The organism is Salmonella sp. 741265073_HBA, from assembly GCF_046569105.1.
GTDB classification, from domain to species: domain Bacteria; phylum Pseudomonadota; class Gammaproteobacteria; order Enterobacterales; family Enterobacteriaceae; genus Salmonella; species Salmonella enterica.
Window position 1 is genome coordinate 250,688 of sequence record NZ_JBKFRY010000004.1, and the last position, 24,572, is coordinate 275,259.

20 protein-coding genes are annotated in these 24,572 nt (G+C 56.2%); 3 read left to right on the top strand and 17 right to left on the bottom strand.

Translation table 11 applies throughout. From position 1 onward, the window contains the following. Positions 1-8: 8 nt before the first annotated feature. The 17 genes from ACLD3P_RS08575 to tssB form a co-directional block, all read right to left on the bottom strand. Positions 9-449, bottom strand: coding sequence for a hypothetical protein (locus tag ACLD3P_RS08575; RefSeq protein WP_131046144.1), 441 nt, complete (start codon positions 447-449; stop codon positions 9-11). 19 nt (positions 450-468) lie between these two features. After that, entirely contained in the window at positions 469-1,341 is an 873-nt protein-coding gene (locus ACLD3P_RS08580; protein WP_000248214.1) for a LysM peptidoglycan-binding domain-containing protein, read from the bottom strand. A gap of 32 nt (positions 1,342-1,373) precedes the next feature. Then, entirely contained in the window at positions 1,374-1,853 is a 480-nt protein-coding gene (locus tag ACLD3P_RS08585) for an Hcp family type VI secretion system effector (RefSeq protein WP_001284962.1), read from the bottom strand. Between the two features lie 15 nt (positions 1,854-1,868). Then, on the bottom strand, positions 1,869-3,233 hold the full coding sequence (locus ACLD3P_RS08590; RefSeq protein ID WP_411006623.1) for a VasL domain-containing protein: 1,365 nt from the start codon (positions 3,231-3,233) through the stop codon (positions 1,869-1,871). A gap of 10 nt (positions 3,234-3,243) precedes the next feature. Further along, positions 3,244-6,705 (bottom strand): type VI secretion system membrane subunit, encoded by a 3,462-nt coding sequence (gene tssM / locus ACLD3P_RS08595; protein ID WP_411006699.1) that lies wholly within the window; start codon positions 6,703-6,705, stop codon positions 3,244-3,246. Positions 6,706-6,783: 78 nt separating this feature from the next. Next, positions 6,784-8,196, bottom strand: coding sequence for a type VI secretion system protein TssA (gene tssA / locus ACLD3P_RS08600; RefSeq protein ID WP_131046142.1), 1,413 nt, complete (start codon positions 8,194-8,196; stop codon positions 6,784-6,786). Between the two features lies 1 nt (position 8,197). Next, positions 8,198-8,935, bottom strand: coding sequence for a type VI secretion system-associated protein VasI (gene vasI / locus ACLD3P_RS08605; protein ID WP_131046141.1), 738 nt, complete (start codon positions 8,933-8,935; stop codon positions 8,198-8,200). Then, a complete protein-coding gene (gene tssH, locus ACLD3P_RS08610) occupies positions 8,932-11,667 on the bottom strand; it encodes a type VI secretion system ATPase TssH (RefSeq protein WP_411006597.1) in 2,736 nt (911 codons plus the stop codon). Before tssH ends, vasI begins: the two co-directional genes overlap by 4 nt. Positions 11,668-11,679: 12 nt before the next feature. Beyond that, positions 11,680-12,438 (bottom strand): type IVB secretion system protein IcmH/DotU, encoded by a 759-nt coding sequence (gene icmH / locus ACLD3P_RS08615; RefSeq protein ID WP_000343978.1) that lies wholly within the window; start codon positions 12,436-12,438, stop codon positions 11,680-11,682. 4 nt (positions 12,439-12,442) lie between these two features. Continuing rightward, a complete protein-coding gene (gene tssK / locus ACLD3P_RS08620; RefSeq protein ID WP_000246455.1) occupies positions 12,443-13,774 on the bottom strand; it encodes a type VI secretion system baseplate subunit TssK in 1,332 nt (443 codons plus the stop codon). 2 nt (positions 13,775-13,776) lie between these two features. Continuing rightward, entirely contained in the window at positions 13,777-14,310 is a 534-nt protein-coding gene (gene tssJ, locus ACLD3P_RS08625) for a type VI secretion system lipoprotein TssJ (RefSeq protein ID WP_000147702.1), read from the bottom strand. After that, positions 14,307-15,593 (bottom strand): type VI secretion system-associated FHA domain protein TagH, encoded by a 1,287-nt coding sequence (gene tagH, locus ACLD3P_RS08630; RefSeq protein WP_000796942.1) that lies wholly within the window; start codon positions 15,591-15,593, stop codon positions 14,307-14,309. The genes tssJ and tagH overlap by 4 nt, the downstream gene beginning before the upstream one ends. Before the next feature lie 24 nt (positions 15,594-15,617). Next, positions 15,618-16,706, bottom strand: a complete 1,089-nt coding sequence (tssG, locus tag ACLD3P_RS08635; protein ID WP_000509052.1) for a type VI secretion system baseplate subunit TssG — start codon at positions 16,704-16,706, stop codon at positions 15,618-15,620. Continuing rightward, entirely contained in the window at positions 16,670-18,523 is a 1,854-nt protein-coding gene (gene tssF / locus ACLD3P_RS08640; RefSeq protein ID WP_411006596.1) for a type VI secretion system baseplate subunit TssF, read from the bottom strand. Before tssF ends, tssG begins: the two co-directional genes overlap by 37 nt. Before the next feature lie 4 nt (positions 18,524-18,527). Further along, positions 18,528-18,944 carry a type VI secretion system baseplate subunit TssE gene (gene tssE / locus ACLD3P_RS08645; RefSeq protein WP_023137077.1) on the bottom strand — a complete coding sequence of 139 codons (417 nt, stop codon included), beginning with the start codon at positions 18,942-18,944 and terminating at the stop codon, positions 18,528-18,530. Then, positions 18,941-20,413, bottom strand: a complete 1,473-nt coding sequence (gene tssC, locus ACLD3P_RS08650) for a type VI secretion system contractile sheath large subunit (protein WP_000058003.1) — start codon at positions 20,411-20,413, stop codon at positions 18,941-18,943. Before tssC ends, tssE begins: the two co-directional genes overlap by 4 nt. Before the next feature lie 126 nt (positions 20,414-20,539). Continuing rightward, a complete protein-coding gene (gene tssB / locus ACLD3P_RS08655) occupies positions 20,540-21,043 on the bottom strand; it encodes a type VI secretion system contractile sheath small subunit (RefSeq protein WP_411006595.1) in 504 nt (167 codons plus the stop codon). A gap of 56 nt (positions 21,044-21,099) precedes the next feature. Here tssB and ACLD3P_RS08660 point away from each other — a divergent pair, with 56 nt between their 5' ends. The 3 genes from ACLD3P_RS08660 to ACLD3P_RS08670 all read left to right on the top strand — a co-directional run bounded on the left by ACLD3P_RS08660 (position 21,100) and on the right by ACLD3P_RS08670 (position 24,556). Next, complete coding sequence (locus ACLD3P_RS08660; RefSeq protein WP_131046137.1) at positions 21,100-21,282, top strand: hypothetical protein; 183 nt, start codon at positions 21,100-21,102, stop codon at positions 21,280-21,282. Positions 21,283-21,672: 390 nt separating this feature from the next. Continuing rightward, positions 21,673-22,191 (top strand): Hcp family type VI secretion system effector, encoded by a 519-nt coding sequence (locus tag ACLD3P_RS08665; protein ID WP_001142966.1) that lies wholly within the window; start codon positions 21,673-21,675, stop codon positions 22,189-22,191. Between the two features lie 223 nt (positions 22,192-22,414). Beyond that, positions 22,415-24,556, top strand: a complete 2,142-nt coding sequence (locus ACLD3P_RS08670) for a type VI secretion system tip protein VgrG (RefSeq protein WP_131046135.1) — start codon at positions 22,415-22,417, stop codon at positions 24,554-24,556. Positions 24,557-24,572: the final 16 nt, after the last annotated feature.

A 24,572-nucleotide genomic window follows, 5' to 3' on the forward strand; every position in this document is an offset into this window, starting at 1 on the left:
AATAACCTCTATATATAATCGTTAAGCCATTTTATTTGTGAAATATTCATCTCGGTTTTACAATATAATGAAGATATTGGAACCCTATAACCGGAAAGCGATCCAATACTAAGTGATGCATAGCCGCATTGTTTTTCCCTGTAAATGATAAAATAACGATGAAGTTCGGGGAAGGTTATTCTTGCAAGGTGAATGTTAGAATCGTATGCAAGAGTCCCATCTTCATTAAGGCCTCCTTCCTTTCCTTCATTTTTATCGAATCTTTCCAGCCTTTTTTGTGCATTAATTTCTTCTTTTTTTAAAGCGATAACACTTTGCTGGTATTTATCCATAAGGCACCAATAGACGTCATCCTGTTGTATCTCATTATTGCATTTCGCAGGATCGATGTTATGCGCATTGGCTGCACCACATATAAGAAAAAGACATAGAATTTTTTTTATGTTCATTGATTATTCCTTGTAAACGTTATTTACTCTCATCTGCGACAATGAGAGCGTATGTGAATCTGATTTTATCCGCATAGGTGTGATCCCCTCTATGACCAGGTTGTGCTTTTGTTGGGTCTATATTATATTGTTTTTGAATGTTTTCAGGTGTAAATAAAAGCCATCCTGGTATATACTGTTCCAGATGCGCTTTCTTATACTTAAGTTTATCTCCGGGGTGAATGACTTTAACGCCATTCAGTTTAGTAAGAACACTCTGTGTTGTACCTATTTTCTTGGCTATGGAGCTATAACCACGATCACCCTCAACAACTTCATAGGTATCTTCATTTTCATTGTCATAAACAATTTTATCTTTTTCTGTTTCTGACATTTTTATCATTAAAAGAGCAATGCCCGCCCGGATGTTATATTCTGGATTGCTCCTTATAAGATCTGTCTTATTGATTAAATATGTGTTCCATGTTTTCGGAATTATGATGTTGTACTTTCTAGGGCGAGCAGGAATAACCACTTCTTTGATCCCCTCATCTCCTGTGTTTCCTATCTGTATTGGTCTCGTTTTCCACGCCGCTACCGTCGCACCTGTTTCAGTCCATATCATTGCCTTAATCAATTTCCAGTCCAGTGGCTTATATTTTTCGATGTTTTTAGATGTTGATAAATGCCGATTAATCTCAGATACAAGTTTCCTGATTGTATTATCATAAATATACCAGTCAGGATTGCCAATCGCTTTTTCCCGGCCAGCCTTCCACTCATCAAGAGGACTGAGTTTTTTGGGAGGGTGTCCAGACCCTTTCCCTGTTGTCCGGGTATTTACCTGGGGTCTTTCCCTCGGATTTTCTGTTGTTGGGATGCCTTTGTGTGCCGATGCTGTGCGATTTACCATGTGCAACCCTCCATTCATTTGTAAAATTTTTACTAAAACACCCTCTCATCCCATAAACTGAATGCACTGGTCCCGGCAATACAGTGTTCCCAGTTTATGGATTCATATATAAAAGAAATACTTTCCTGAGGTTGTGCTTCACTGTCAATGACTACATGCGCAATCGAGAAATTAATATCACTAATTCGGGCTTTTTTTAATTCCAGTTTGTAATATTTTTCATTAATACCAAATCGATTTGTTCGATAAAAATCAAAAGTGCAGGTCAATATTTCATTATCGTTAATTGCTTTTCCCAGTAAAGGAGATGATTTATCGACAGGTTTTTTTATCGTAACTGAATGATGATTGACATTTTGATCCCGACTTAACCCATGTGTCAGTTCATATACCATAATATGATCAAGGTGCAGTAACTGTGCTTTATTACCGATAGAGTCAAGGGAACAACAACCTGCTGAAATCAATCCTTGCTTTTCACCGTTCAGTGTTAAATAAATTAAATTGGCCATGTTAATCTCCTTGATTTAACTATTATTTTCGGGGGGTGCTTTAGTTGCCGTTTCCGGCACTACATTGTTTTTCAGCAACAGCCAGCGGCTTAACACCCCATCCAGCCGTTCATTAATTTGTTTTTCCAGCGCCTCCGTATTCCGTCCCTGAGCGCGGGCATCCTGGTACTGCGTCAGCAGGGACTCCAGCGGCGTTTCCTGGTTCAGCAGGCGTTCCGCCTGCCAGGTCACCGTTTTGATATAGGAGAGGGTAAAGCCCTGCTTCTCCGTTTCCCGCTGCATCATCAGGTCGGCAAAGTCACGCAGATTCTGGCGCGCCTGCTGCCAGCCGCGCATTTGTGGGCTGCTTTGCGCGCGGGTTTTCAGGATTTCATTCCACTGCGCTGTCGCCTGCTGCTGTTGCAGACTCTCCGGCCAGCGGCTGTCTGCGGTTCGCATCATCTGCATCCCCGCCTCCAGCAGTTGCAGCGGCGAGGCGTCGGGAAGCTGTTGTAACCGCTGCCCGTAGCTGTCCAGTTCAGGCGAGGCCAGCCAGAGCGTTGCCGCGCCCTGTGCCGTGTCCCTGACCTGTGCCAGTTGCTGTTGCATCGGGTACACCTGCCACCACCAGAGGACGGCTGCGACAGCCGCAGCGCAGACGACACCGGCCATAAAGCCTTTTATAGTCCGGCCTGACGTGGCCCTGGCGACAGGCTCTGGATCCTCCACCGCGCCGTGGTGGACTTCCACCTTCATTTCCGGCAATTCAGGCAGGGGCGGAAGGTTTTCCTCCGTGACGGGCTGCGTGCTCTCCGGGGCGTAGATCAACGTTCTGACGGTGGTCTGCGGCGGAGTGTCCACGCTGCTTTTCGGCGGCGGCTCAAACCGCTTACGTGTGTTCTGCACAAAGTAAAGCAGGTTCTCCACATGCGGCTGGCGTTTCAGTTCCACCTGCTGGAGTTTGTCGCAAATCAACTGTAACGCCCGTTCGGTGCGGTACAGCAACGGCAGGTCCGCGCCGGAGAAGGACAGCTGCTGGCGCAGAATATTGCCGGTGCGCGAATTAAGCCAGTCGAGCATCCCGGTGCGGGCTGACTCATCCTGTGGCCAGAATTTGTCCCAGTCGTGGCTTATCATGGCCGCCAGCAGCTCCACCCCTTCGCAAAATCCGGCCAGGCCGTGCGTGCGGGTGCGCGCCAGGGTGTAATAAGTGGCCGTGTGCAGATCCACGCCATGGGCTTTAAAAATGGCCAGCGCCAGCGATTCCACCAGTTTCCAGTTCAGCTCCGGCTGCGACGGGTGAGACGATTTGTTGATCTCTTCCCGCAGGGCGCTGAACTCCGGCAGGCCGCGCGGATCCTGGCCGGTAACAATAATGTGCGTGAGTGCGTCCTGACTCATTTCAGCCTCCTCAGTACAGGGTATCCGGCAGCCGGAACTGACTGAACAGCCCGCCGGTGAAGGGGTTATCTTCCGTATCGGTATGTACCCGGTACACCATCGCTCCGCCGTCCACGTTAAAGCGCACGCTGAATGTCCCCTCCTGAACGCCGGTAAGTTGCCCGGCGCCGAACAGCCTGAACTGCGCCCACGGTCCGCTGAAACTGATGCTGCGCGGCGCGCCGCCACTGACGCCTATCAGCGTCAGCTTACTTTCATTGCCTTCACGCATGTTGTTCGGCCAGACCAGATGGGCGGTGTAATTGCGGCCCTGGCTGTAGTCCACTAACTGCCCGTCCAGGTTCAGCACGCTGCGCCGTTTGTTGCCGGAAAGCGATACAGTTTCCACGGCAAACTGAGCGCCCAGGCCGTTCTGTCTGCTGAAAAACGCCTCGCGGATTTCCTGTGCGGTATCCAGTTGCTCCCGGACATCCTCACGAATAATCACGTTGTTATCCCCGTCCTTCAGACTCAGATCGTTTTCCATAAACAGCCGCAGGTTCTGCTGATAAAAGGTATCCAGTACGCCATTCGGTTTAAAGAAGCGTTCAAACGCATCCAGCGACGCATCTGACTGTGAGCGTGGGTTAAACGGATAATTGTCGGCGAGTTGTTCATTAAAGGGTTTGACCACGTTGTCGCGCCAGTCCACTTCCATATAGTGAACTGCCTCCACCATCACCACATGCCAGGCCTGATCCGCCAGCTTGCCCACCCAGCGGTTGAGCGGGGCAGGCAGGGTTTTCGCCATCTGGCGGGTGGCGAAAATAGGATCGCTGCTGTTCTGATCCAGCCGTAGCTGCACCGCTTTCAACGCTGATTTTCCCGGCACCGGCGCGTTCTGAATAGCCAGCAGATAACGGTGCAGCTCCGTCAGTTGCTGATAGACCGCCTGGAGGGTGTTTTCTTTGTCTTTCTGTATCGCCAGCGTGCTGTTTTCCGGGGCAAATTCATGCCCCAGGCGGGTTAGCAACTGGTAATCCGGCTCCGCCATCGCCTCCTGGAGCGCCTTGTCATCCAGTTTTTCAGAGAGAACGGCAGGCTGCGTGTTGTCGCGCAGTGCCGTCAGCGCCCGCTGGAGCGGCTGATCGCCGCTGATGATCTGCTCCAGCGCCCCGGTCAGTTGCGCAATGGATTCGTAATTGCGCACGTTAAGGTTGTCCATTCCGGCGCGCCAGGTGGCGGTGTAGTCGCTGAGATACTGTTCAGTGAGCTGGCGCTGGATTTCCGCCCGGTCGGCGTCGCTGTATTTCACGCTGCGGGTCAGGTTCAGCACCCAGGAATCCATCGCCGTCAGTTCGATCAGCGCGTCGCGCTGTTTGACAAAATAACTTTGCAGGCCGTAACGGGTGAGGAACTGCGGAACAATGAGCTTATTATCATCCCCGGAGGTAAAGACCTGATCAAACGTGGCGCCCACCTGGTCGTGCAGGTTCAGGTCAGCGGGCAGCACGCCCATCGCCCGCGTTTTCAGACTCTGGTAAACGCGCTGGTAGACGGGCAGTTTGCTGAGCTCTTTCTGCGCCGCCACGACCGGACTGTCATACGGCGTCCAGCGGCTGATGGCGTCGCCGTCGCCTGCCTGACGCTCCGCGTGCCAGTCGGTGTGTTTCAGCGCGTAGTCCAGATGAGACATCAGCTGTGCCTGAATATCGCGCTGGCCGTGAAATTTATCACTCCAGCGTTTCGCCATATACTGCTTCACCACCTCGTCGCTGCGTCCGCTTTTATCTTCCAGCATTCTGATAACGCGCAATACCGCAAGCTTCTCCTCGCTCTCCGCAGGCGCGGCATTCATCTCTTTGACCAGGCCGTTAAACAGGGCGGGCAGGTAACGCTGCTCCAGCAGTTGCAGGTAGGTCTGCTCCACATATGGGCCGACACGCCTGCCCTGATATAATCCCATATCGGCCAGGCGGCTGCGATCGCCCCAGTCGCCGTAGGCCAGCGTGGCGTCACGCACCGGGTTAAGTAACGGCAGTTGCAGGTTGCCGTATTCGTCCATACCCTGCGGTGGCGGCACGGACATAAAGGCTTTGGCCTGCTCCAGTACGGTGATGCCGGAACGCCAGTTGTTATTGTAATAGTGATGCCAGCCGATAATCAGCAGCAGCGCGGCGATGCCGCCGGTGGCGGAAAACACGGACAACCGGCGGCGGGACTGCATCAGCCAGACGCGGCTTTCACTGGCGAGGTTAGGCTCAGCCAGTAAGGTCTGCGGAAACAGATTACGGGTGAAATACGGTAACGTGTCCACCAGCGGCCAGGCGGTCAGCGGGCTGCTGCCCAGCCGGAACTGACGGGCGGCGGACTGCATAAAAATATCGTCTATCTGGCCGCGTTGCAGGGAGGAGGTGAGGTACACGCCGCGCAGCATCACATCCATATTTTCCCCGTCCAGCAGCCCGTTCAGCAGGGCGATCAGCGGCTCGCGCCCCCCTTGGATCTGGCGGACAAAGCTGAACAGAGAGCTGCGGGAGCCGGGGGCTAACATCCGCTCCGGCAGGGCGTTATTCAACCGTTCGCCCCATGCCTGCCAGAAGGCATTCAGTTCTGTACGCCAGTCGTCATTTTCATGGGCATGACGGGTAAAGGTGACGCCAAGAATGGCGTCGCGATCGTTGCGGTCCAGTGACTGAAACAGGGCGGCGAAACCGTGTAGTAGATCCAGCCGGGTCAGCACCACATAGACGGGGAGCTGGCAGTGAAGATGCTGGCGTATATCCTGCAAACGTCCGCGCAGGATCTGCAACAGGTGCTCACGGCGTGGCTTGTCGGCGGTCAGAAGATCGGGCAGATCCAGCGTCAGTATCAGGCCGTTCAGCGGCTGCCGGGCGCGTTTTTGCGCCAGCCAGTCCAGCATATGGGTCCACAGGCGGCGATGCAGTATATCCGCATCCTGTTGCTCAAAGAGGAGGCCGTCGGCGTCAAAAATCACCGCCTGTTTTCCCACATGCGGGATAACATACCGGCGCTGCTCCACGCCCCGCAGCGCCTCCGGGGCATAAATGATGTCGGACGGATACCCTTCGCGCAGCAGCGTGGTTTTACCGCTTCCCGCCGGGCCAGTGACCATATACCACGGTAGCTGCCACAGATAGCGGCGGCTGTCGAGATGGCGTTGCAGACGCAGTAACCAGTGATCGAGATAGCGTTGCTGGGTGTTCAGTTCCACGCTGAGCGGATCCTGCGCCTCGTCCCGTTGCTGGCGCTGCTGTTTTTCCAGCAGTTGCAGGCGCTTCATGACCCGGACGGTCAGCCACGCCAGCGCAATCAACCCCCAGGCGGCGGTGGCCAGCCAGCGGTTCGCCAGCGGGGCCAGCCAGCGCTGCTCGTAGAGCGTCCATGACGGACCTTTCCACCAGATCCATACCAGCAGCAAAATCCACGCCAGCGCCAGCAGCCAGGCGGCAGAAACCTTAAACCGGGGCATTGCCGGTCTGAGTGCCGATCTCAGTGTGCTGAATAATCGGGGTGTCGGTAATCTGAACACAAAAACTCCTGTTGTCTCTTACTGTTCTGCCGTGAGTTTGTTTTCCAGTTGTTCCAGCAGGGACGGCTCCCATTCAGCCAGCGTCATGCGCAGCCCTGCTTTAAACAACATCCGGTACTGTTGCTGTGCCAGTTGCGCCATCCCGGCTTCTTCTAACATTTGCGCGCCAAGATACTGCCGGTGGAACCGATCGCGCGGATCGCCTTCCGGCAGGGTTTCCAGGTATCGCAGCGCGGCCTCCAGCCCCTGCTCGCTGAAACACTGGCGGACGGCCTCGGTGTCTTCACTGGTCCGCACCATCGGGGCTGTCTGACTGCCCGGAGACGTCGCCAGCCACTGTTTTGTCTGTTCGCTGATAAACGGCGTGCGGTCATTAAACAGCAGGGTGGCAAGTTGCGGCAGGCGGGCGAGAAAGCGAACCACCTCATCCCGGATGGCTTCTGCCGCGCTGGTGTAGCCCAGGCGTTGTGCGGCCTGCGCTGAAAGGTAATGACCATCGAGCCAGTACGGGGCCAGCAGCAGGCTTTTTTCCACCTGTTGCCAGAGCGCCAGATCGGCGTTGTTCAGCCGCGCCTGGTAATCGGCGGTCATGTCGGCAGGCACCGCCGCCAGCGGTGTGCGCCCGTCGCTTTCGGCCTGGGGGACGGATGTAATGGCCTGCCATAACGCATGGCGGCGCAGACGGTAGCCCTGCGGTGAATCCGGCTGGCGCTCACAGAGAATGGCGGCCACTTTCAGCAGCGTGTCGCGCCAGGCTTTGTCGTCATGGCTGTCGATATCCACCGCTGGCGCCGTCGTCGCCGCAGGCGCAGACGGTGATACCGGGGCGGACGGCGAGGCCGAAACCGGAGCCGGAGGCGTGGACGGGCCAGCCGCTGGCGGCACCGGGGCGGCCCCGCGAAATGCCCGGCGATACTGCGACGAGAGGTCATCGACGGCCTGTGCCAGCGCCGGGATATTCTGCTCCTGCCAGCGCTGCGCCAGTTTCGCCAGTTCAGCCAGCAGGCTGTCGCGCTGCGCGGTACGGGCTGTCTCTGCGAAACTCTCCACGCCGGTTTCAAAGCGTTTCAGCACCTGGGCGGCGAAACGCTGTTTATGCGCCGCATTTTGCGGTGCCGCCACCGTCCAGTAATGCTCCACGTACAGCGCCAGCAGACGCAGCGCCAGCAGCGGATCGCCAGCATGTTGCAGGGTGCGCAGCAGGTGGGCCAGCAGGCGAAAATCCTTGCTTTCCGAGGCCAGGATCACCAGCCCCCGGCGCTGAATTTCCGGGATATCCAGCTGGCTGTGCGCCAGCGAGCCGAGTTTAAGCATTTCGCCGTCGATATATTCCCAGTCAGGATCATCGTCTTTCAGCGCGCAGGCCAGTTTGTCATCCGGCAGATTTTCCAGCAGGTGCGAAATCCAGGTATTCGGGTCGCGTAAGTCCATATTATTCTCCCGCCCAGTGACAGGCTTCACGCAGCGGCGCGATGGTTTTTGCCAGTCCATCAATGTTAAACGTCAGTTTTCCGGCTGCGCTGTCGGTACCGGTATCAATGGTCAGCGTTTTTGCGCCGAAAAGTCGTTTTATTTCGGCGATGCCGGATAAGCCCCGGCTGGACTCCAGCAGGGTGCCGTTTTCGCGGATAAACCAGCGCGACCGAATCTGTCGGGTATCGGCGTTCAGCGTCACGTCGATGCTGTCCGGCGTCATGGCGTGGGTCAGCGCCACCTGCATCCGGGTGATGTTGTCCACGCAGCTGAACATCAGCACCGGGCGCGGCGGTACGTTGCCGATGGCGGGCGTGGTGATAATCACCGTTGGCCGCTCGCCGCCGCTCTGCGTCATTATCAGCGCGGTGGAGTTGTCCGGGCGCTGTTTTTCCTGGGCGAAGGCGCGTTTCCAGGCTTCCCCTTCGTATTTTGCCTTCACCAGCGCGCTGGCAAAACCGGGCTGCTCCGGGGTGAGGATTTTGTCGTAGCAGTCCAGACGCTCCAGCGCCGCAGGCTCCCGGCGACAGGCCGTCATGGCGCTGAGTGTCGCCTGTGCGTCTGTTTCCGGGACGCCCGGCACCACAATTCCCGGCAGCGCGGCAGCCGCCTGTTTTGCCGCGGTTTCCGCCTGTACTGCGCCGGGGAGTAACCCCGGCAGTAGCGCCATGATCAGGAGCATTGGCATTCTGCTCATAGAACGGCTTCATCCTCTGTTTCCGTCACAGGCTGAGTATTCTCATCCGGCATATCCTCCACATCCGCGGTAAACGCGCCGTTTGCCACGCCCAGCGTGATACGGGCGATGGCGATATTCGCCGCCATTTTCTGCAACAGCAGCAGGGAGAGCGGCGGCAGCATCTCGCCGTCGATGACCGACTCCAGCATCCGCGCGCCGTTTTCGGCGCGGGTGACGCGCTGCATGATTTCGTCGGTCACCTCCGGCTCAATCACCACCTCCGCGCCGAAGCGGGCGCGCAGCACGTTATCCAGCCGCGCCAGCTTCCCGGCGATAATGACGGCAAGCGTTTCTTTAGATAACGGCAGGTACGGCACCACTTCCATACGCGCCAGCAGCGCCGGTTTAAAGAAGTCCGCCAGTACCGGGTACAGCGCTTCCTGCATGGCTTCCGGGTTGTCGGCATGTTCCACAATCACCTGATAGCCGAGGTTGGAGGTGAGGAAGAACACCACATTTTTACAGTCGATAAGACGGCCTTCGCCGTCGGCCATCTCGCCCTTGTCGAACGCCTGGTAGAACAGGTTGAGCACATCCGGGTGGGCTTTCTCCACCTCGTCGAGCAGCACCACGGAGTACGGTTTCTGGCGAATCGCTTCGGTCAGCACGCCGCCTTCGCCGTAGCCGACATAGCCGGGCGGGGAACCAATCAGGCGCGAAACGGTGTGTTTCTCCTGGAACTCCGACATGTTGATGGTGGTCAGGTACTGGCGGCCGCCGTAGAGCAGTTCGGCCAGTTGCAGCACGGTTTCGGTTTTGCCGACGCCGCTGGGACCGGCCAGCAGGAACGCGCCGAGCGGACGTCCCGGACGGCGCAGATCGGCGCGGGCGGTCAGCAGGTGTTTATGCAGGTGCTTAATCGCCAGCGCCTGGCCTTTAATGGTGTCGCCCAGCCACTGCGGCAGGTCGGTGATGACCGACATTTCGTTTTGTGACAGGCGGTTAAGCGGCACGCCGGTCCATTCGGCAATCACGCTGGCTATCTGTTTTTTATCGACGTGCGGGGAAACCAGCAGTTGCGTGTGGTGCAGGGCGTCCAGTTCGGCGGTGAGCTGCGCGAGGCGGGCGGCTGGCGAAATTTCCGGTTCCGCTTCCGGCGGCGCTGTGACGGATTCATCGTCACTGCCCACCGCTTCTGTTTCAGGCGTTGCGGTTTCATCGTTGCCGGTAGCGTCCGTTTCGTCCAGCAGCCCCTTACGCAGCGCGATAATTTCCTGCACCAGCGTCTGTTGCTGGCGCCACGCGGCCTCCAGCGCCTCCAGTTCGGTCAGCGTTTCATCATACTGCGCCAGAACTTCATTCAGCCGTGAGGTGTCCGACCGCAGGCCGATACGGATTTCACGCTCAAGCTGGCGGATTTCCGCTTCACACTGCTGGCGCAGGGTGGTCAGCGCCGAAATTTGTCTCGGCGGCGAGGAGAGGTTAATCGCCACGCGGGCGCAGGCGGTATCCAGCACATCAATGGCCTTATCCGGCAACTGGCGGCCTGACAGGTAGCGCTCGCTTAACGTCGCGGCGGCCTGTAACGCTTCATCGTCAATCAGCACGCCGTGGGACTGCTCATACACCGCCGACAGGCCGCGCAGAATAATGGTGGCTTCGGCAGCATTGGGTTCGCTGACTTTCACCAGTTGAAAACGGCGCGACAGGGCGGCGTCTTTCTCGAAGTATTTTTTGTATTCGCTCCAGGTGGTGGCGGCGATGGTTTTCAGCTCGCCGCGCGCCAGCGCCGGTTTCAGCAGGTTGGAGATATCCAGCCCGCCCTGCTGGTTGCCCGCGCCAATCAGCGTGTGGGCTTCATCGATAAACAGGATAATGGGTTTTGGCGACTGAATGACTTCCGCCATCAGCCCCTTAAAGCGCTTCTCAAATTCGCCTTTCACCGACGCGCCTGCCTGTAGCGCGCCGAGATCCAGCGTCATAATATCGGTATCGCGCAGTTTGTCCGGCACCTGACCGGCAATAATGCGCAGCGCCAGCCCTTCGATCAGCGCGCTTTTGCCCACGCCCGCTTCACCCACCACCACCGGGTTATTTTTACGGCGGCGGCAGAGGATATCGATCATCAGGTCAATTTCGTTATCGCGGCACAGCACCGGATCAAGCCGTCCCTGCCGGGCATCGTCGGTCATGTTTTTGGCATAGCGGGCCAGCAGGGTGTCGCCGGTATCGGCTATGGCGCTGGCGGCCTGTCCGTCCGCATTCAGGATCACCGATTCGGCGGACTCCTTCGTCCACCCGGCAAAATCCTGCCGGAGCAGGTCGCGGTTGATGGCGGTGAGCAGCCGGGCGGCGGCGGGCGGCAGGTAGCGCAACGGCGAATGCAGCAGGGCGAGCAGCAGCACGCCGCCGCGCAGTTCGGTCTGCTGCATTTCCGCAGAGGCCAGCAGCCAGGCCTCTTTCAGCCATTCAACCAGCATCGGGGAAAACGACGGGTAGCTGTCAGATGAACGGGCGGTGGCGTAATTTTCCACCGTCAGCGCCTGGCGCAAATCATCGGCGCCGATCTCCGCACGTTCGGCAATCACCCGAAAGTCGCTGCGCGGGGTCGCCAGCATCTGTAGCAGCACATGCGCGACGGTAATTTCTGCCGCCTGCTGGCTCATACACTCCGACGCCGCCGCTTCCAGCGCCTGTTTCGCGAAGGGAGCAAGCCGTTTTACCAGGGTGGCTAAGTCAATCTGGATCATGGGATGAAATCCTTACCTGGCAAGCAGCCGGTTTAACTGGTGAAGAATGTCCTGCGTCTGACTGTCCAGACGCAGCAGATAAAACAGATAAAACAGCGCCAGCACGACGATGCCGCCGCACAGAACATGCCGGATGGTCAGCCGCTTAATCAGCTGATAGCGCCCGCCCTGGGTTTTTTTATCCTGGTGCAGCAGCGGAAAGGGCGCATCGCCGCGCAGCTTATGCAGGACGTGATACAGGCGGCGGTATATCTGCTCAAACTCCCCCTGGTCCTGGACGGCGACTTTGTAACGCCCGCGAAAGCCCAGCGAAAAGCAGATGTACAGAAATTCCAGCAGATCCTGGTAGCGTTTGGGTTCGCGCATCAGGCGCTCCAGCAGGATAAAAACCTTTTCACCGCCCCAGGCTTCGTTATGGAAATGCACCAGCAGCGACTGCTTGATCCACTCGTTTTTGTTCGACCAGCCGTTGCCCAGCGCCGCCTCGTCAATAAAGGTACACAGGATGTAACGAAACGAGATAATCACCCCAGGCTCATAGCCCTGCTCCTGGAGTAACTGCTCTACCGCCTGCACATCCGTCACCACCTGGGTGAACAGGTGTTCAGGCATGGCATGACTGTTCATGCCCGAAACGCGCATCACCATCCCCAGCAGCGGGGTGGCGGCATCGATCATCGGGTTCAGGCTGTTGCCGCGCAGCGCCAGCTGATACTGGCGCTGGCCTTCTCTCTCGTATCCGGGTAAAGGGGGCAGTGACAGCTCATCCATCGCCTTATCCTCTTATGGCCCACAGTTGCATGTTCAGATCCGGGAACGTACCGGAAACATGCAGGGCGACAGCGCCGGTGGCCGCCACATCCGCCCAGGCGGCCCCGCTCTTGTCCAGTTCGAAATAGCTAAAACCGGCATGGTACGGAAGCTGGCGGGGGGCCACCATCAGCGTATGCAGCGGGATGCCGGGGATTTGCACGCTGACCATATTGCGGATTTTTTCCGGCGAGGAAATTTTTGACTGCTGGATAAACTGGCGCTGGAGTTGCAGCGTCTCCATTTTCGCCGCCACCGCCAGCACGAAGGTGGCCGACTGCAACAGCGTGGAGTCATGTACGTCAGCCTGCCAGATGCCATCGCGCAGATGCAGCGGCAGGTTAACCGCCCTGGGCGACAGGACGGTATGTAATGCCCGTTTCACTTCCGGCAACAGCGTTTTGAAGGTGTCCGTCAGGTTACGGTGATCGTAGACATCCAGCGGACAGGGCAGGCGGGATGGCTCGGTAAATGTCATCAGCTCGCCCAGCAGCCCGGCCAGATCGAGATAAAAATCTTCCGGATGGAGGTGCGGCCTGCGGGCGCGGTGGGTGAAACGCGTCTGGTTACGGTTGAGCAGTTGCAGCATCATAAATTCCGCAACGTCGGCAATACCGCTTTGCGCCGGAGAGCCAATGCGGTTAGCCAGGTCATTGGCCCGGCCGCCAACCGCTTCCTGGACTTCCCGGAGAAATTCACGCAGCCGTGCGCTGACATAAACGTTCTGGCAGGTGGGGATAAAGTTTTCATCCAGCATCAGGGAGCCGTCCGCACGCCTGTCTTTGATACGGCACAGCGGCAACGTGACATACGCGCTCATATCGTCCGCTCCGCTCATAATGCGGGGGGTTAACTGGCCCAGCGTCAGCGTCCGGGCATCGCCATTCTCGGAATGCAGATCCCGGACACTGGCATCGTTCAGCCGGTAACGCCCAACCTGCTGCCCGTAACTGACTTCGCCTCTCACATCGCTGGCAACGGGTAAGGCCAGATAGACATTGCGGCTTTCTTCATCAGGAAAACTGTCCGGATGCAGCGGATCGGGGAGCGCATCCTGGTCCGGAAGGGAAAACACGGTGCCGTCCGGCAGGGTGCCCGACGCGCTGTCGATCATAATTTTGCCCTGTCCCAGCAGCTCATCATTGAGGGAAAGCTCGGTAAATCCCCAGGACAAATCATGAATGGCCCGGAAACGCAGATTATTCACATAATCGTTATAACGTTGTTGCTGCTGGAGATGGTGCGGACGCATCAGCGTTCCTTCCCGCCACATCACCTTGTTTCGCGTGGTTGCCATCGTTAATCATCCTCTTTTTTCATTTCAATACTGCTCTGCCGGATATGCACCAGCAGGCGGTAGTTGTGTCCTGTCCCTTCTACCGGTTCGATTTGCTTCCATTCCGTGGTCTGGTCGTCGGAAAAATAGGCAATCACGCCGATAAACTGCGTTTTCTCATCCAGCTTCACCGGCGGCAGGGTTTTCATGGTGTCGGGCAGCAGGCTGAAATCCTGGTGATCGATATAGTTTTTCCCCAGCGCGTCGGGCAGTGCGGTGGTGGCTATCTGGTCGTAGTCGGCCGCCTGAAATTTTGAGTCATCGCTCAGATAAACCAGCTGCACGTCCACCGCAGCCGCTTCACCATCCGCGTTGATATTGGCATCCGGCTCCGTCAGCAGCGTAATCGTCACCTGCGAAGACTGGTCTGCCAGCTTACCGACCTGAATATCCGGGTTTTTGATCACCTCGCCGATTTTTTTTACCGTTTCACAACCGCATAAGGCGAGGGTGAACAACGCCACCATCGCCCAGGCGAGGAAACCACGGCCTGTCATGCTTCCGGCTCCCGCTGCTTTTCACGCAACACCCGGTCATACACCTGGGCATACACTTCGTTAAACAGCATCTCAAAACCCTGCTGGCGGCTGGAGGCCAGCTCATCGTAATAATCGCAGTACATCTGCCACGCACCGGCATCATCCAGCGGTTTACGCAGTTCGTGGCTGCGGCGGTACTGTACAAAACGGCGCATCAGGCTCTGTGGCGAGAAGGCGTCCAGCAACACGCGCAGCGATTCCACAATCGCGGCGCGGTTGGCTTCTTCATGATGACGGATATTGCGCAGGCTCTCGCTGACGGCGGCGGGCGCGGCCAGATGTACCGGGCTTTTCCCTTCGGCAAACAGCACGTCCAGCGCCGTGGCGTAGTCCATATTCAGGCGCAGCGGGTTATCTTCCAGCGGGCGCAGATGCTTGTCTGACAGGCTGTTGCGGCGCTGCTGTAGCTCAAGCAACCCCTGAATCGCCGCCTGCAATGTCCTTCCGGCCTCCTCCAGAAAATCATCGGCGTCCTGGGTGTTATGCACGGCAAGCGATCCCCCCAGCCCGCGCAGTAACGGCGTGACGGCGAGGTGGCGCTGCGCCGCGTCTGCCGGTGACATGCCCTCTTCATTATCATGCGGATCGGCATACATGGACGGCAGATCCATAAACGGCGTGTTGATCCCGCCGTTTATCGCCGGATCGGATAACGGGGCGGAGGGCCGGGCCGGGGTGATACCCGCAAGCGGATTGTCCCTGGTGGTCAGACTTTCAGCCTGGAGCACCTGCAACGGATCGGTGGAAAAGCCATTAACAACGGTATCCGCGAGCTGATGGCGGGACGGCATTCCCGGATATTCCGGCGCGCCGTCCGTGGACAGTAGCGTGTCCGACAGGAGGTCGTGGTTAGAAACGATGGTTTCAGGCGTCGCCATCTCCTCATCGTAATGCCGCATCCCGCCCTGGTTCAGATAAACCCGGAGTATCAGATGCCCGGTCTGGATCTCATCGCCCTGACGTAACTGCACCTGGTCTGAGGCCGCCGTGACTTTAGCCTGGTTCAGCCATAATGGCGATGCCAGCGGATGCAGGCAGAATGCGCCATCATGCAGGCTGATGCTGAACGCCTTCGCCGGAACGTTCTGGTGCCGGTCCTGAACAGGCCAGTGGCATTCGCTGCCGTGGCCCACATCGCCGTCTCCGGTGAACAGACACCGTGCGGTACGTCCGCTCTCCAGCTCGTTACCGTTAACGACATGCAGTGAAAGCGTCTGTTGCCGCGCTTTTTCTTCCGCCATATTCTGCTCCATGATAGTAATATTTTACTCCCTGACCCTGATGGTGACTGAGGGATGCTCTCCCGGCTCGCCGAGAAATGACGTCCAGCCCAGCAGCGCGCTCTTGTTATCGCCCAGCCGCATAATCCCCACCTGATCCGGGGCCAGCCCCAGGTGTAAATCCCAGGCAAGCTGATCGCGCAGGACGAAGGAGACAAACATCGCCAGCGGCAGAAAATTTTCTCCTGACGGCAGGAACGAGAGAAACTGCTTGCGGCTCAGGTGGTTAATACTTAACTGAAATTTACCGCTGAGATCGGGAACCCGCGTACCGAGGACAAAATTACCCAGCACCGATCGCCCGGCCAGTTTTTCGCCATTTTTAATCGTGTAACATCCAAGACTGTTCTGCTGATCCGGCTCGATATCCACCATCCGCCGCTGCCAGTTTTGCAGCGTCACGTCCGATAAATTTAAATCGAAACAGTGCGCAACCAGCGTGCAGACGATCTCCGGCGAACGTCCCGGATTTGCCAGTATCCCGGCATAGGCCAGCATCTTACTGTGGTTAACGGGCAGGCTGTCGCGAAGCTGCCGGTGGCCCAGCCCCACCAGGGAATACATCCGCTGCGAGAACGCATCCACGCCGCCGTTACGGAAAGCGACGTGGTAACGGTACTTACGCCAGATATGCCAGACAAACTGCGTCAGGCGATGGCTGAACATATCCAGAAAATCGCTGACCGGACTCTGCTCGTGCGCGGATTTCCAGGCCAGGTGATCAAGGTAATAGCCGGGGAGGGGCGACTGGCTGCCCTGCAATCCCATAAAGGTGGTGGTCATCCGGAACAATCCGGAAGCATCCTGCTCCAGCGCGCTGACATCGCTTACCGGAAATCCCAGGCTGGCGTCCGCATGGAAACGAATGGTTTCCTGCGCCGGAGGGGTATCCAGGGATAACACTGGCGTTTCGCCGCCTTCTGATGCCAGCCGGTGCAGCAGCTCAGAGAGCGCGAAAAAATTACAGGCGCAGGCATCCTGAAACAACGGCTCCCGCAGCGTGCGTTGTTCATCCTGCGCCGGAGTCTCGTCCGGACTCAGATGAGCGGGTGTTGCCCGGTTCTTTCCGCCCATTTCCATGACTCCTGGCTTTCCGTATTAACGACGGTCAGCATGTGGAACGAATTGACGCTGGCGTACAGCGACAGAAAATGCGACAGCACCGCGCCCAGCAGATACATTTCACCCTCGCAGACAAACGGCTCCGGATGCATGGACAGGGTGGACGCCAGCCCGCGTACCGGTATGCCGGTAAACAGGCGATCAACAGGCGTAGTTTCCAGCCGTTCAATGGCGTCCAGCTTCTGTTGTGACAGACGGGCCATCTGCGGATGATGAATGGCGTGGCGATCAAAATTGGCGATAACCTGTTTGAGCGCATCAGCATCCAGCAACGACAGATAATTCAGGTTCATGGCAGACAGCAACGACCAGTGCAGGCTGCCGTCAATCACCGGCCAGAGCGGTCTGGTGGGGCGGGTGATATTGCGAAATGACGCCACCGACGCGTTTTTACCTGTCGTACCGGTGATATCGCCGGGCCGTAGCTGTACCGGCAACTCCCGGTTGGTGCAGGTCAGCGATACCGAAACCACTTCATTATTAAGCAGTGAGGCATCCGGGAGGCTGCCATCGGCATGAATAAAAGCCAGGGTATGATCAAAACCCCGGTGAAACAGCGAGGTTCTGGTCCGGTGCTGCCAGTAGACCACTTCCCGCTTACGGCTGTACTCCATCTGGTGGCGGAAACTCTCAAAAGCAGGCCAGTGGCGCGCGGCCTCTGTGATCACCGGCCGTCCAAGATCCGCTTTTCTGTGCTTCCCCTGTGTCTGACTCACCACGCTGTTAACCGAAAAAATATCGTAATGATCCGGAAAATGACGGCTGGGAACCAGAGCGTAATCCTGCCGCTGATGATCCAGCGTGATGGCTTCGGCATGGTGGGCAAACAGATTAATGGCGGGCGCACAATATAAGCGCAGGGAATCATCCCGCAGCCGGATATCTGCCGGTAAGGGGCGTGAAAACCGTAGCCGCAGAGTGAAACGGTTCTCCTTCAACCGGTCTGGCAATGCCGGAATGCCATAGGCATCGAAAAACAGAAAACTGTCGGCGTAGCAGAAAAATTCCTGGAGAACACGGTAGCCGCTGTGGACATTGCCGGGCCAGGGCAGCATGGCGTCCTCTGACTCAAAACCCACCGCTTTCAGCATAAATTCAGGCATCGGGATCGATTGCCCGCCCGCCATCAACTCTGCGCCCTGTAAATATTCACAAAACCACAGATAAAGCTGATAGCGGGTATAGTTATCATCGTTGCCCAGCCAGAAGCGCAGCCTGTTCAGATCCAGCGTGGCAAAATCAGTGCCCGGTGCGACGGCAAACGTAATATCAATAATGCCGTGGCGGGGCGTACTGCGATTTTCAACCTGATCCAGTTGAACGGGTAACAGCCAGATATCCCGGCAGAGAGTGAACGTACAGGGCGGGGCTACATCGTGCTCATTGCCGGAATACGCAGACAATACCGGGTTTCCCTGAGTCCCTTTCGCCCCGGTTGTGAACTGCTCATTACGGGGGATCAGTACCGACACGGAGGTTTTATCCATATCCGGCGCATATTCAATCAGCGTCATCGACGGCACCGGGCGCAGATAATTGGGCCACAGCATCCGGATCAGTCCGTGCGTCAGCTCCGGAAACTCATCCTCGATTTTCTGGCGCAGATTGCCGGTCAGAAAGGCCACGCCCTCCAGCAAACGCTCGATATCCGGATCGGCCTCTTTTTCTGCCAGAAACCGGGCCAGATGCGGCTTTTCGGTCGCCAGCAGCTTGCTCAACTGCCGCAGGTGATCCAACTCCTGCCTGTAATAGCGTTCTTCGAATTCCATTCTGCTACTCCACCCGATAATGCTGACTGCCGTCCGGTGCCATATCAAACTCCAGCACATCGTCGATATCGTTAAATGTCACCCAGGCGGTGATACGAAAAATTATCTCCTGTGGGCTGGCGGCCTGTGGCAGGATTGCCCGGACCTCCGCGTGCGAAATCCGGGGTTCATAACGCTCAATACACTGCACGATGGCCTGGCTCATGGCGCTGCGGTAATTATCCGACCCTTCCGGCTCTTCAATACCCAGCCCCGGCGTTCCCCGACAACTGCCGGAACGGGTGTTCAGGATATTGCGCAGACTATGGCGAATGGACTGCCTGAACGCCTCTATATTACTGCCCCCCCGCCAGTTTCTGGCAGGAGGGCTTTCCAGACGCTCAAACAGCGATCCGGCAGGCCTTTCGCGCGCCGGTATCACTTATCTAACCGTCCGACTAAAGACAATTCAAACGACGCGCCCATATATTTAAAGTGGGGCCGTGCGGAAATCGCCACCTGATACCAGCCCGGCTCGCCGTCCACATCCAGCACCTCCACTTTAGCGCCACGCAGCGGCTTACGGCTGCGGACATCAGCAGGCGGATTCTCCTGGTCGGCGACATACTGGCGCACCCAAATATTCAGCTCCCGCTCCAGATCGCTTCTCTCTTTCCACGACCCAAGCTGCTCGCGTTGCAGCACCTTAATGTAGTGCGCGAGGCGGTTAATAATGAACAGATAAGGCAACTGCGTACCCAGCTTGTAGTTGGTCTCGGCGTCTTTGCCCGGAAAATGCTTGGGTTTCTGAACGCTGTTAGCCGAGAAAAACGCCGCATTATCGCTGTTTTTACGCATGGTCAGGGTGATGAACCCCTCTTCGGCCAGCTCGAACTCACGGCGGTCGGTGATCAACACCTCCGTCGGGATCTTGGCCTGAATCTGCCCCATTGACTCATATAAATGTACCGGCAGATCTTTTACTGCGCCGCCGCTCTGCGGCCCGATAATATTGGGCGCCCACCGGTATTTCGCGAACGAATCGGCTATATTACTGGCCAGCATCCAGGCGGTATTGCCCCACAAATAATGCTCGTGGCTGTGGCTCACATCTTCGGCGTAGTTGAAGCTTTTAATCGGGTTTTCGGTCGCGGAATAGGGCTGGCGAAGCAGAAAACGCGGCGCGGTCAGTCCCAGGTAGCGGGAATCTTCGGAATCACGCAGGGCGCGCCATTTTGTGTAGGCCGGGCCTTCGAAAATGGCGTAGAGATCCTTGATATTGGGCAGCTCGGTCCATGATTTCAGGCCCATAAACTCCGGCGACACGGAAGAAAGGAACGGCGCGTGAGCCATTGCGCCGACGGCGCTGACATAGTTCAGCAGCTTCATATCCGGCGTGGTATTTTTGAACTCATATGCGCCCAGCACAGCCGCAATCGGTTCGCCGCCAAACTGCCCAAACCCGCTGGAATAAACATGCTTATAGAAGCCGGACTGGGTAATCTCCGGCGCGAACTCGAAATCCTCCAGCAATTCCGCTTTGGTGACATGGAGGACATGCACCTTAATATTCTCACGAAAATCAACGCGATCGACCAGCGCTTTCATTGAACGCCAGAACGACTCCAGTTGCTGAAACTGAGGGGCGTGAATAATAGCATCCATCTGACGGCTGATACGGGCGTCGATGTCCGCAATCATGCTGTCCACGGCCAGTTTGTTTACGGGTTCTGCAGGTGAACTGGATTGCAGGAGGCTGGCAACAAAAGCCGTTACGCCCTGACGGGCAATATCGTAACCATCAGCGCCGGGCTGGATGCGGGTTTGCGCCATGATCTCATCAAGCAGAGACGGGGCATGGCTTCCCTGTTCAGTGCGGGTGGAAACAAGTTCCTCTTCCTGTAAAGACATACTGAAAAATCCTTCTGTTGAGCGGTATTTCTGGAGTCACGTTTGCAGGGATAATTTCCTCCATCAAACAACCGATGCGGCAGTCGATGTCACCCTGCCTGACCGGCACCCGTGGCCAGATCGCAACTATTTGCCTTCTGCCTGGCTGATTTCCCGGAGTAACTGCTCGCGGGATTCTTCATCTTCCAGCATGGCCTGGAGCTGGGCGCGGAACGCCGGAAGATTGCCGAGCGGGCCTTTTAAGGCCGTCAGCGCTTCGCGCAACTCCAGCAATTTTTTAACTTCCGGCACCTGTCTTGCCACGTTGTCCGGTGAAAAATCGTCCAGAGATTTGATCTCCAGCGCGACATTCATCTCGTCACTCTCTTTCGCGTCATCCTCCAGCTTTGCCGGAACCGCAAAATTCAGACTGATGGATGCCTCAGACATCACTGAGTTGAATGAATGCTTATCGATGGAAACCATCTGGCGTTCGTCAAGTGGCGCTGTTTCCTGTGAGTTTCCGGTATCCCCCACTATCAACATATTAAGGGGTAATTCCACCTCAGAAGGCTCACCGTCCGTTTTTGGAATGTAAGAAATATTAATGCGTTCTTTGGGTGCCACGCTGCCGTTATAATCTTTGCTCATAGAGATCATCCATCAGGTTACGTTATGTTTTTTTGCATCTCCGTACAGACTATGGAATGCCGTGTAATAAAAAACCTGGTAATCATTTTACGCGCAGAAAATTTTTTGAGAAGCACTTTTTCAAAATGGAATACAGGAGTATTCTTCTTTTGTGGTTATTTTTGGATGACATTGTTTTTATAAGGAATATCTTAAAAGATATTTTAATGAATGGTGTTTTGTTTTTTTTAGTTGATTGATATATATGTATTTTTTATTTAATCATGTATTGGGTAAATGCTATCTATATTTATTCGTACACTTTTCATTCATCATTAATGAAATGGCATGGTGAATGAGGTTTACGAAGATGGTGATGGTGAAAAAAAGAATGGATATAATATTTATTCATGAGTAAGTATCGTCCTTATTTTATAAAAATAAATGCTGATATATTATCATGTGAATATGTTGGCATGTAATTTAGTCATCATGTGAATGCTTTTTAGTCTCAGATTGTACGATTCAGCTTGCTATATGAAGAGAGCTTAAGCTACAGGATTTTTAATGTAATCCACATATTTTTATCTGTCGGATATCTTTCTGCAGATGTATGTAAGTGTCATTAATCGTTAACAAGGAGTTTATAAATGCCAACACCGTGTTACATCTCAATTACGGGGCAAACCCAGGGCAATATCACCGCTGGTGCATTCACCGCAGATTCTGTCGGCAACATCTACGTGCAGGGCCACGAAGATGAAATGCTGGTACAGGAATTTCTGCATAACGTGACCGTACCCACCGATCCACAGTCCGGGCAGCCGAGCGGCCAGCGTTCGCACAAGCCGTTCATTTTTACCGTGGCGCTGAACAAAGCCGTACCGCTGCTGTACAACGCGCTGGCGTCCGGTGAAATGCTGCCGAAAACCGAACTGCACTGGTGGCGTACTTCCGTTGAAGGCAAGCAGGAGCATTACTTCACCACCCGCCTGACGGACTCAACGATTGTGGATATGAAACTGCATATGCCGCACTGTCAGGACCCGGCAAAGCGCGAATTCACGCAGTTGCTCGAAGTCTCGCTGGCCTACCGCAAAATCGAGTGGGAACACGTCAAATCCGGCACCTCTGGCGCGGATGACTGGCGCGCGCCGCTGGAAGCGTAAAACGGAATCAACAGCATCCCGCCCTGACGGGCAGGGTGCTGTTTTTGCCCGGAGACGGAGGTAAAAAAAGTAGTGCCAGTAAGGGGTTACGTTTTTATTACGGGAGATGGCGGACGCCGGATACTTCGGCGGTAGCGTGCCCGGAGGCAGGCGTAACACTGTACTGTCATTCGCCGCAGTCCGGCAGGCGGTTTCTTTTCCCCGTTAATTCATGAGGTTATTCATGTCAACAGGATTACGTTTCACACTGGAGGTGGACGGCCTGCCACCGGATGCGCTGGTCGTGGAGTCCTTTCACCTGAGCCAGTCCCTTTCCACGTTATTTTCCCTCGATATCTCGCTGGTCAGCCAGCAACTTCTTAATATTGACTTCTCTCAGGTACTGGAAAAACCGGCGCACCTGAAAATCTGGCAGGGCACGGAGATACAGCGCCGGGTGAACGGCATCGTGACCTGGTTTGAACAGGGGGAAAACGACGGACACCAGATGCTGTACAGCATGAAAGTTCGCCCGCCGGTGTGGCGCGCCGCGCTGCGGCAGAACTCGCGTATTTTCCAGAACGAAGACATAAAAAGCATTCTCGGGACGATACTGCAGGAAAACGGCGTGACGGAGTGGAGCCCGCTGTTCAGTGAGGCGCATCCGGCGCGGGAGTTTTGCGTGCAGTACAGCGAAACGGATTACGACTTTCTGGCGCGGATGGCGGCGGAGGAAGGTATTTTCTTTTACGAGGAACATGCGCAGACCAGCGACGACCAGAGCCTGGTGCTGTGCGACACGGTGCGTTTTCTGCCGGAAGCGTTTGAAATCCCCTGGAACCCGAACACCCGCACCGAGGTGAGCACGCCGTGCATCAGCCAGTTCCGCCACAGCGCACAAATCCGCCCCTCTTCTGTCATTGGCAAGGACTACACCTTCAAACGCCCCGGCTGGGCAGGCCGCTTTGAGCATCAGGGTGAACATCAGGATTACCAGCGCACGCAGTACGAGGTGTTTGACTATCCGGGGCGCTTCAAGGACGGCCACGGTCAGAACTTCACCCGCTGGCAGATGGAGGGCTGGCGTAATAATGCCGAAGTGGCGCAGGGGAGAAGCCGTTCGCCGGCGATATGGCCGGGGCGGCGTATTCAGCTGACGGAACATCCGCAGGCGGGCCTGAACCGGGAATGGCAGGTGGTGAGCAGTGATTTACACGGCAGCCAGCCGCAGGCGGCGGCGGGGCGCTCAGGTTCCGGGACAACGCTGGATAATCATTTTACGGTCATTCCGGCAGACAGGACGTGGCGGCCACGCCCGTTATCCAAACCGTCAGTGGACGGCCCGCAGTCGGCGGTGGTCACCGGCCCGGCCGGGGAGGAAATCTTCTGCGACGAACATGGCCGTGTGCGGGTGAAATTTAACTGGGACCGGTATAACCCGGCGAACCAGGACAGCTCGTGCTGGATACGGGTGGTACAGGCGTGGGCGGGGCCGGGGTTCGGCAACCTGGCGATACCGCGCGTGGGGCAGGAAGTGATAGTGGACTTCCTCAACGGCGACCCGGACCAGCCCATCATCATGGGGCGCACCTACCACCAGGAAAACCGCTCGCCGGGTAGCCTGCCGGGCACCAAAACGCAGATGACCATCCGCTCGAAAACCTATAAAGGCAGCGGGTTTAACGAACTCATGTTTGATGATGCGACAGGGAAGGAGCGGGTGTATATCCACGCGCAGAAGAACATGAATACCGAGGTGCTGCACAACCGCACCACCGATGTGACGAATAACCATGCTGAAACCATTGGCAATAACCAGGTGATCGCTGTCACCAATAACCAGATACAGACCATCGGCGTCAACCAGATCCAGAACGTTGGCGTCAACCAGGTGGAGAAAGTGGGCAGCAATCAGGTGATCAAGGTGGGGACAAACCAGATTGAAACGGTGGGACTCCTCCGCGCCCTGAATGTGGGCGTGGTGTACCAGACTACGGTGGGCGCCATTATGAACACCTCAGTGGCCATGATGCAGTCTTCACAGGTGGGCCTGCATAAATCGCTGATGGTGGGGATGGGGTACAGCGTTAATGTGGGGAACAAAGTCACCTTCTCGGTGGGGAAAACAAGGTCAGACAATGCCGGGCAGACAGCGATTTATTCTGCGGGTGAACATCTGGAGCTTCGCTGCGGTAAAGCCCGGCTGGTAATGACGAAGGACGGAAAAATTTTCCTTAACGGAACGAAAATTGATCTGGAAGGTGCGGAAAGCGTCAATGGTGATGCGCTGACGATCAACTGGAACTGCGGCGCAACAGAAACCGTGCCGGATGCGCCGAAGGATGACTCGCCGGAGCCGAAGATGCCGGATATGAGGAAGTTCTGATCGGTGAGCGATCAAC

Coding starts and splice junctions, on each gene's coding strand:
- ACLD3P_RS08575 (WP_131046144.1), bottom strand. CDS start 449: ATGAACATAAAAAAAATTCTATGTCTTTTTCTTATATGTGGTGCAGCC.
- ACLD3P_RS08580 (WP_000248214.1), bottom strand. CDS start 1,341: ATGGTAAATCGCACAGCATCGGCACACAAAGGCATCCCAACAACAGAA.
- ACLD3P_RS08585 (WP_001284962.1), bottom strand. CDS start 1,853: ATGGCCAATTTAATTTATTTAACACTGAACGGTGAAAAGCAAGGATTG.
- ACLD3P_RS08590 (WP_411006623.1), bottom strand. CDS start 3,233: ATGAGTCAGGACGCACTCACGCACATTATTGTTACCGGCCAGGATCCG.
- tssM (WP_411006699.1), bottom strand. CDS start 6,705: ATGCCCCGGTTTAAGGTTTCTGCCGCCTGGCTGCTGGCGCTGGCGTGG.
- tssA (WP_131046142.1), bottom strand. CDS start 8,196: ATGGACTTACGCGACCCGAATACCTGGATTTCGCACCTGCTGGAAAAT.
- vasI (WP_131046141.1), bottom strand. CDS start 8,935: ATGAGCAGAATGCCAATGCTCCTGATCATGGCGCTACTGCCGGGGTTA.
- tssH (WP_411006597.1), bottom strand. CDS start 11,667: ATGATCCAGATTGACTTAGCCACCCTGGTAAAACGGCTTGCTCCCTTC.
- icmH (WP_000343978.1), bottom strand. CDS start 12,438: ATGGATGAGCTGTCACTGCCCCCTTTACCCGGATACGAGAGAGAAGGC.
- tssK (WP_000246455.1), bottom strand. CDS start 13,774: ATGGCAACCACGCGAAACAAGGTGATGTGGCGGGAAGGAACGCTGATG.
- tssJ (WP_000147702.1), bottom strand. CDS start 14,310: ATGACAGGCCGTGGTTTCCTCGCCTGGGCGATGGTGGCGTTGTTCACC.
- tagH (WP_000796942.1), bottom strand. CDS start 15,593: ATGGCGGAAGAAAAAGCGCGGCAACAGACGCTTTCACTGCATGTCGTT.
- tssG (WP_000509052.1), bottom strand. CDS start 16,706: ATGGGCGGAAAGAACCGGGCAACACCCGCTCATCTGAGTCCGGACGAG.
- tssF (WP_411006596.1), bottom strand. CDS start 18,523: ATGGAATTCGAAGAACGCTATTACAGGCAGGAGTTGGATCACCTGCGG.
- tssC (WP_000058003.1), bottom strand. CDS start 20,413: ATGTCTTTACAGGAAGAGGAACTTGTTTCCACCCGCACTGAACAGGGA.
- tssB (WP_411006595.1), bottom strand. CDS start 21,043: ATGAGCAAAGATTATAACGGCAGCGTGGCACCCAAAGAACGCATTAAT.
- ACLD3P_RS08660 (WP_131046137.1), top strand. CDS start 21,100: ATGCCGTGTAATAAAAAACCTGGTAATCATTTTACGCGCAGAAAATTT.
- ACLD3P_RS08665 (WP_001142966.1), top strand. CDS start 21,673: ATGCCAACACCGTGTTACATCTCAATTACGGGGCAAACCCAGGGCAAT.
- ACLD3P_RS08670 (WP_131046135.1), top strand. CDS start 22,415: ATGTCAACAGGATTACGTTTCACACTGGAGGTGGACGGCCTGCCACCG.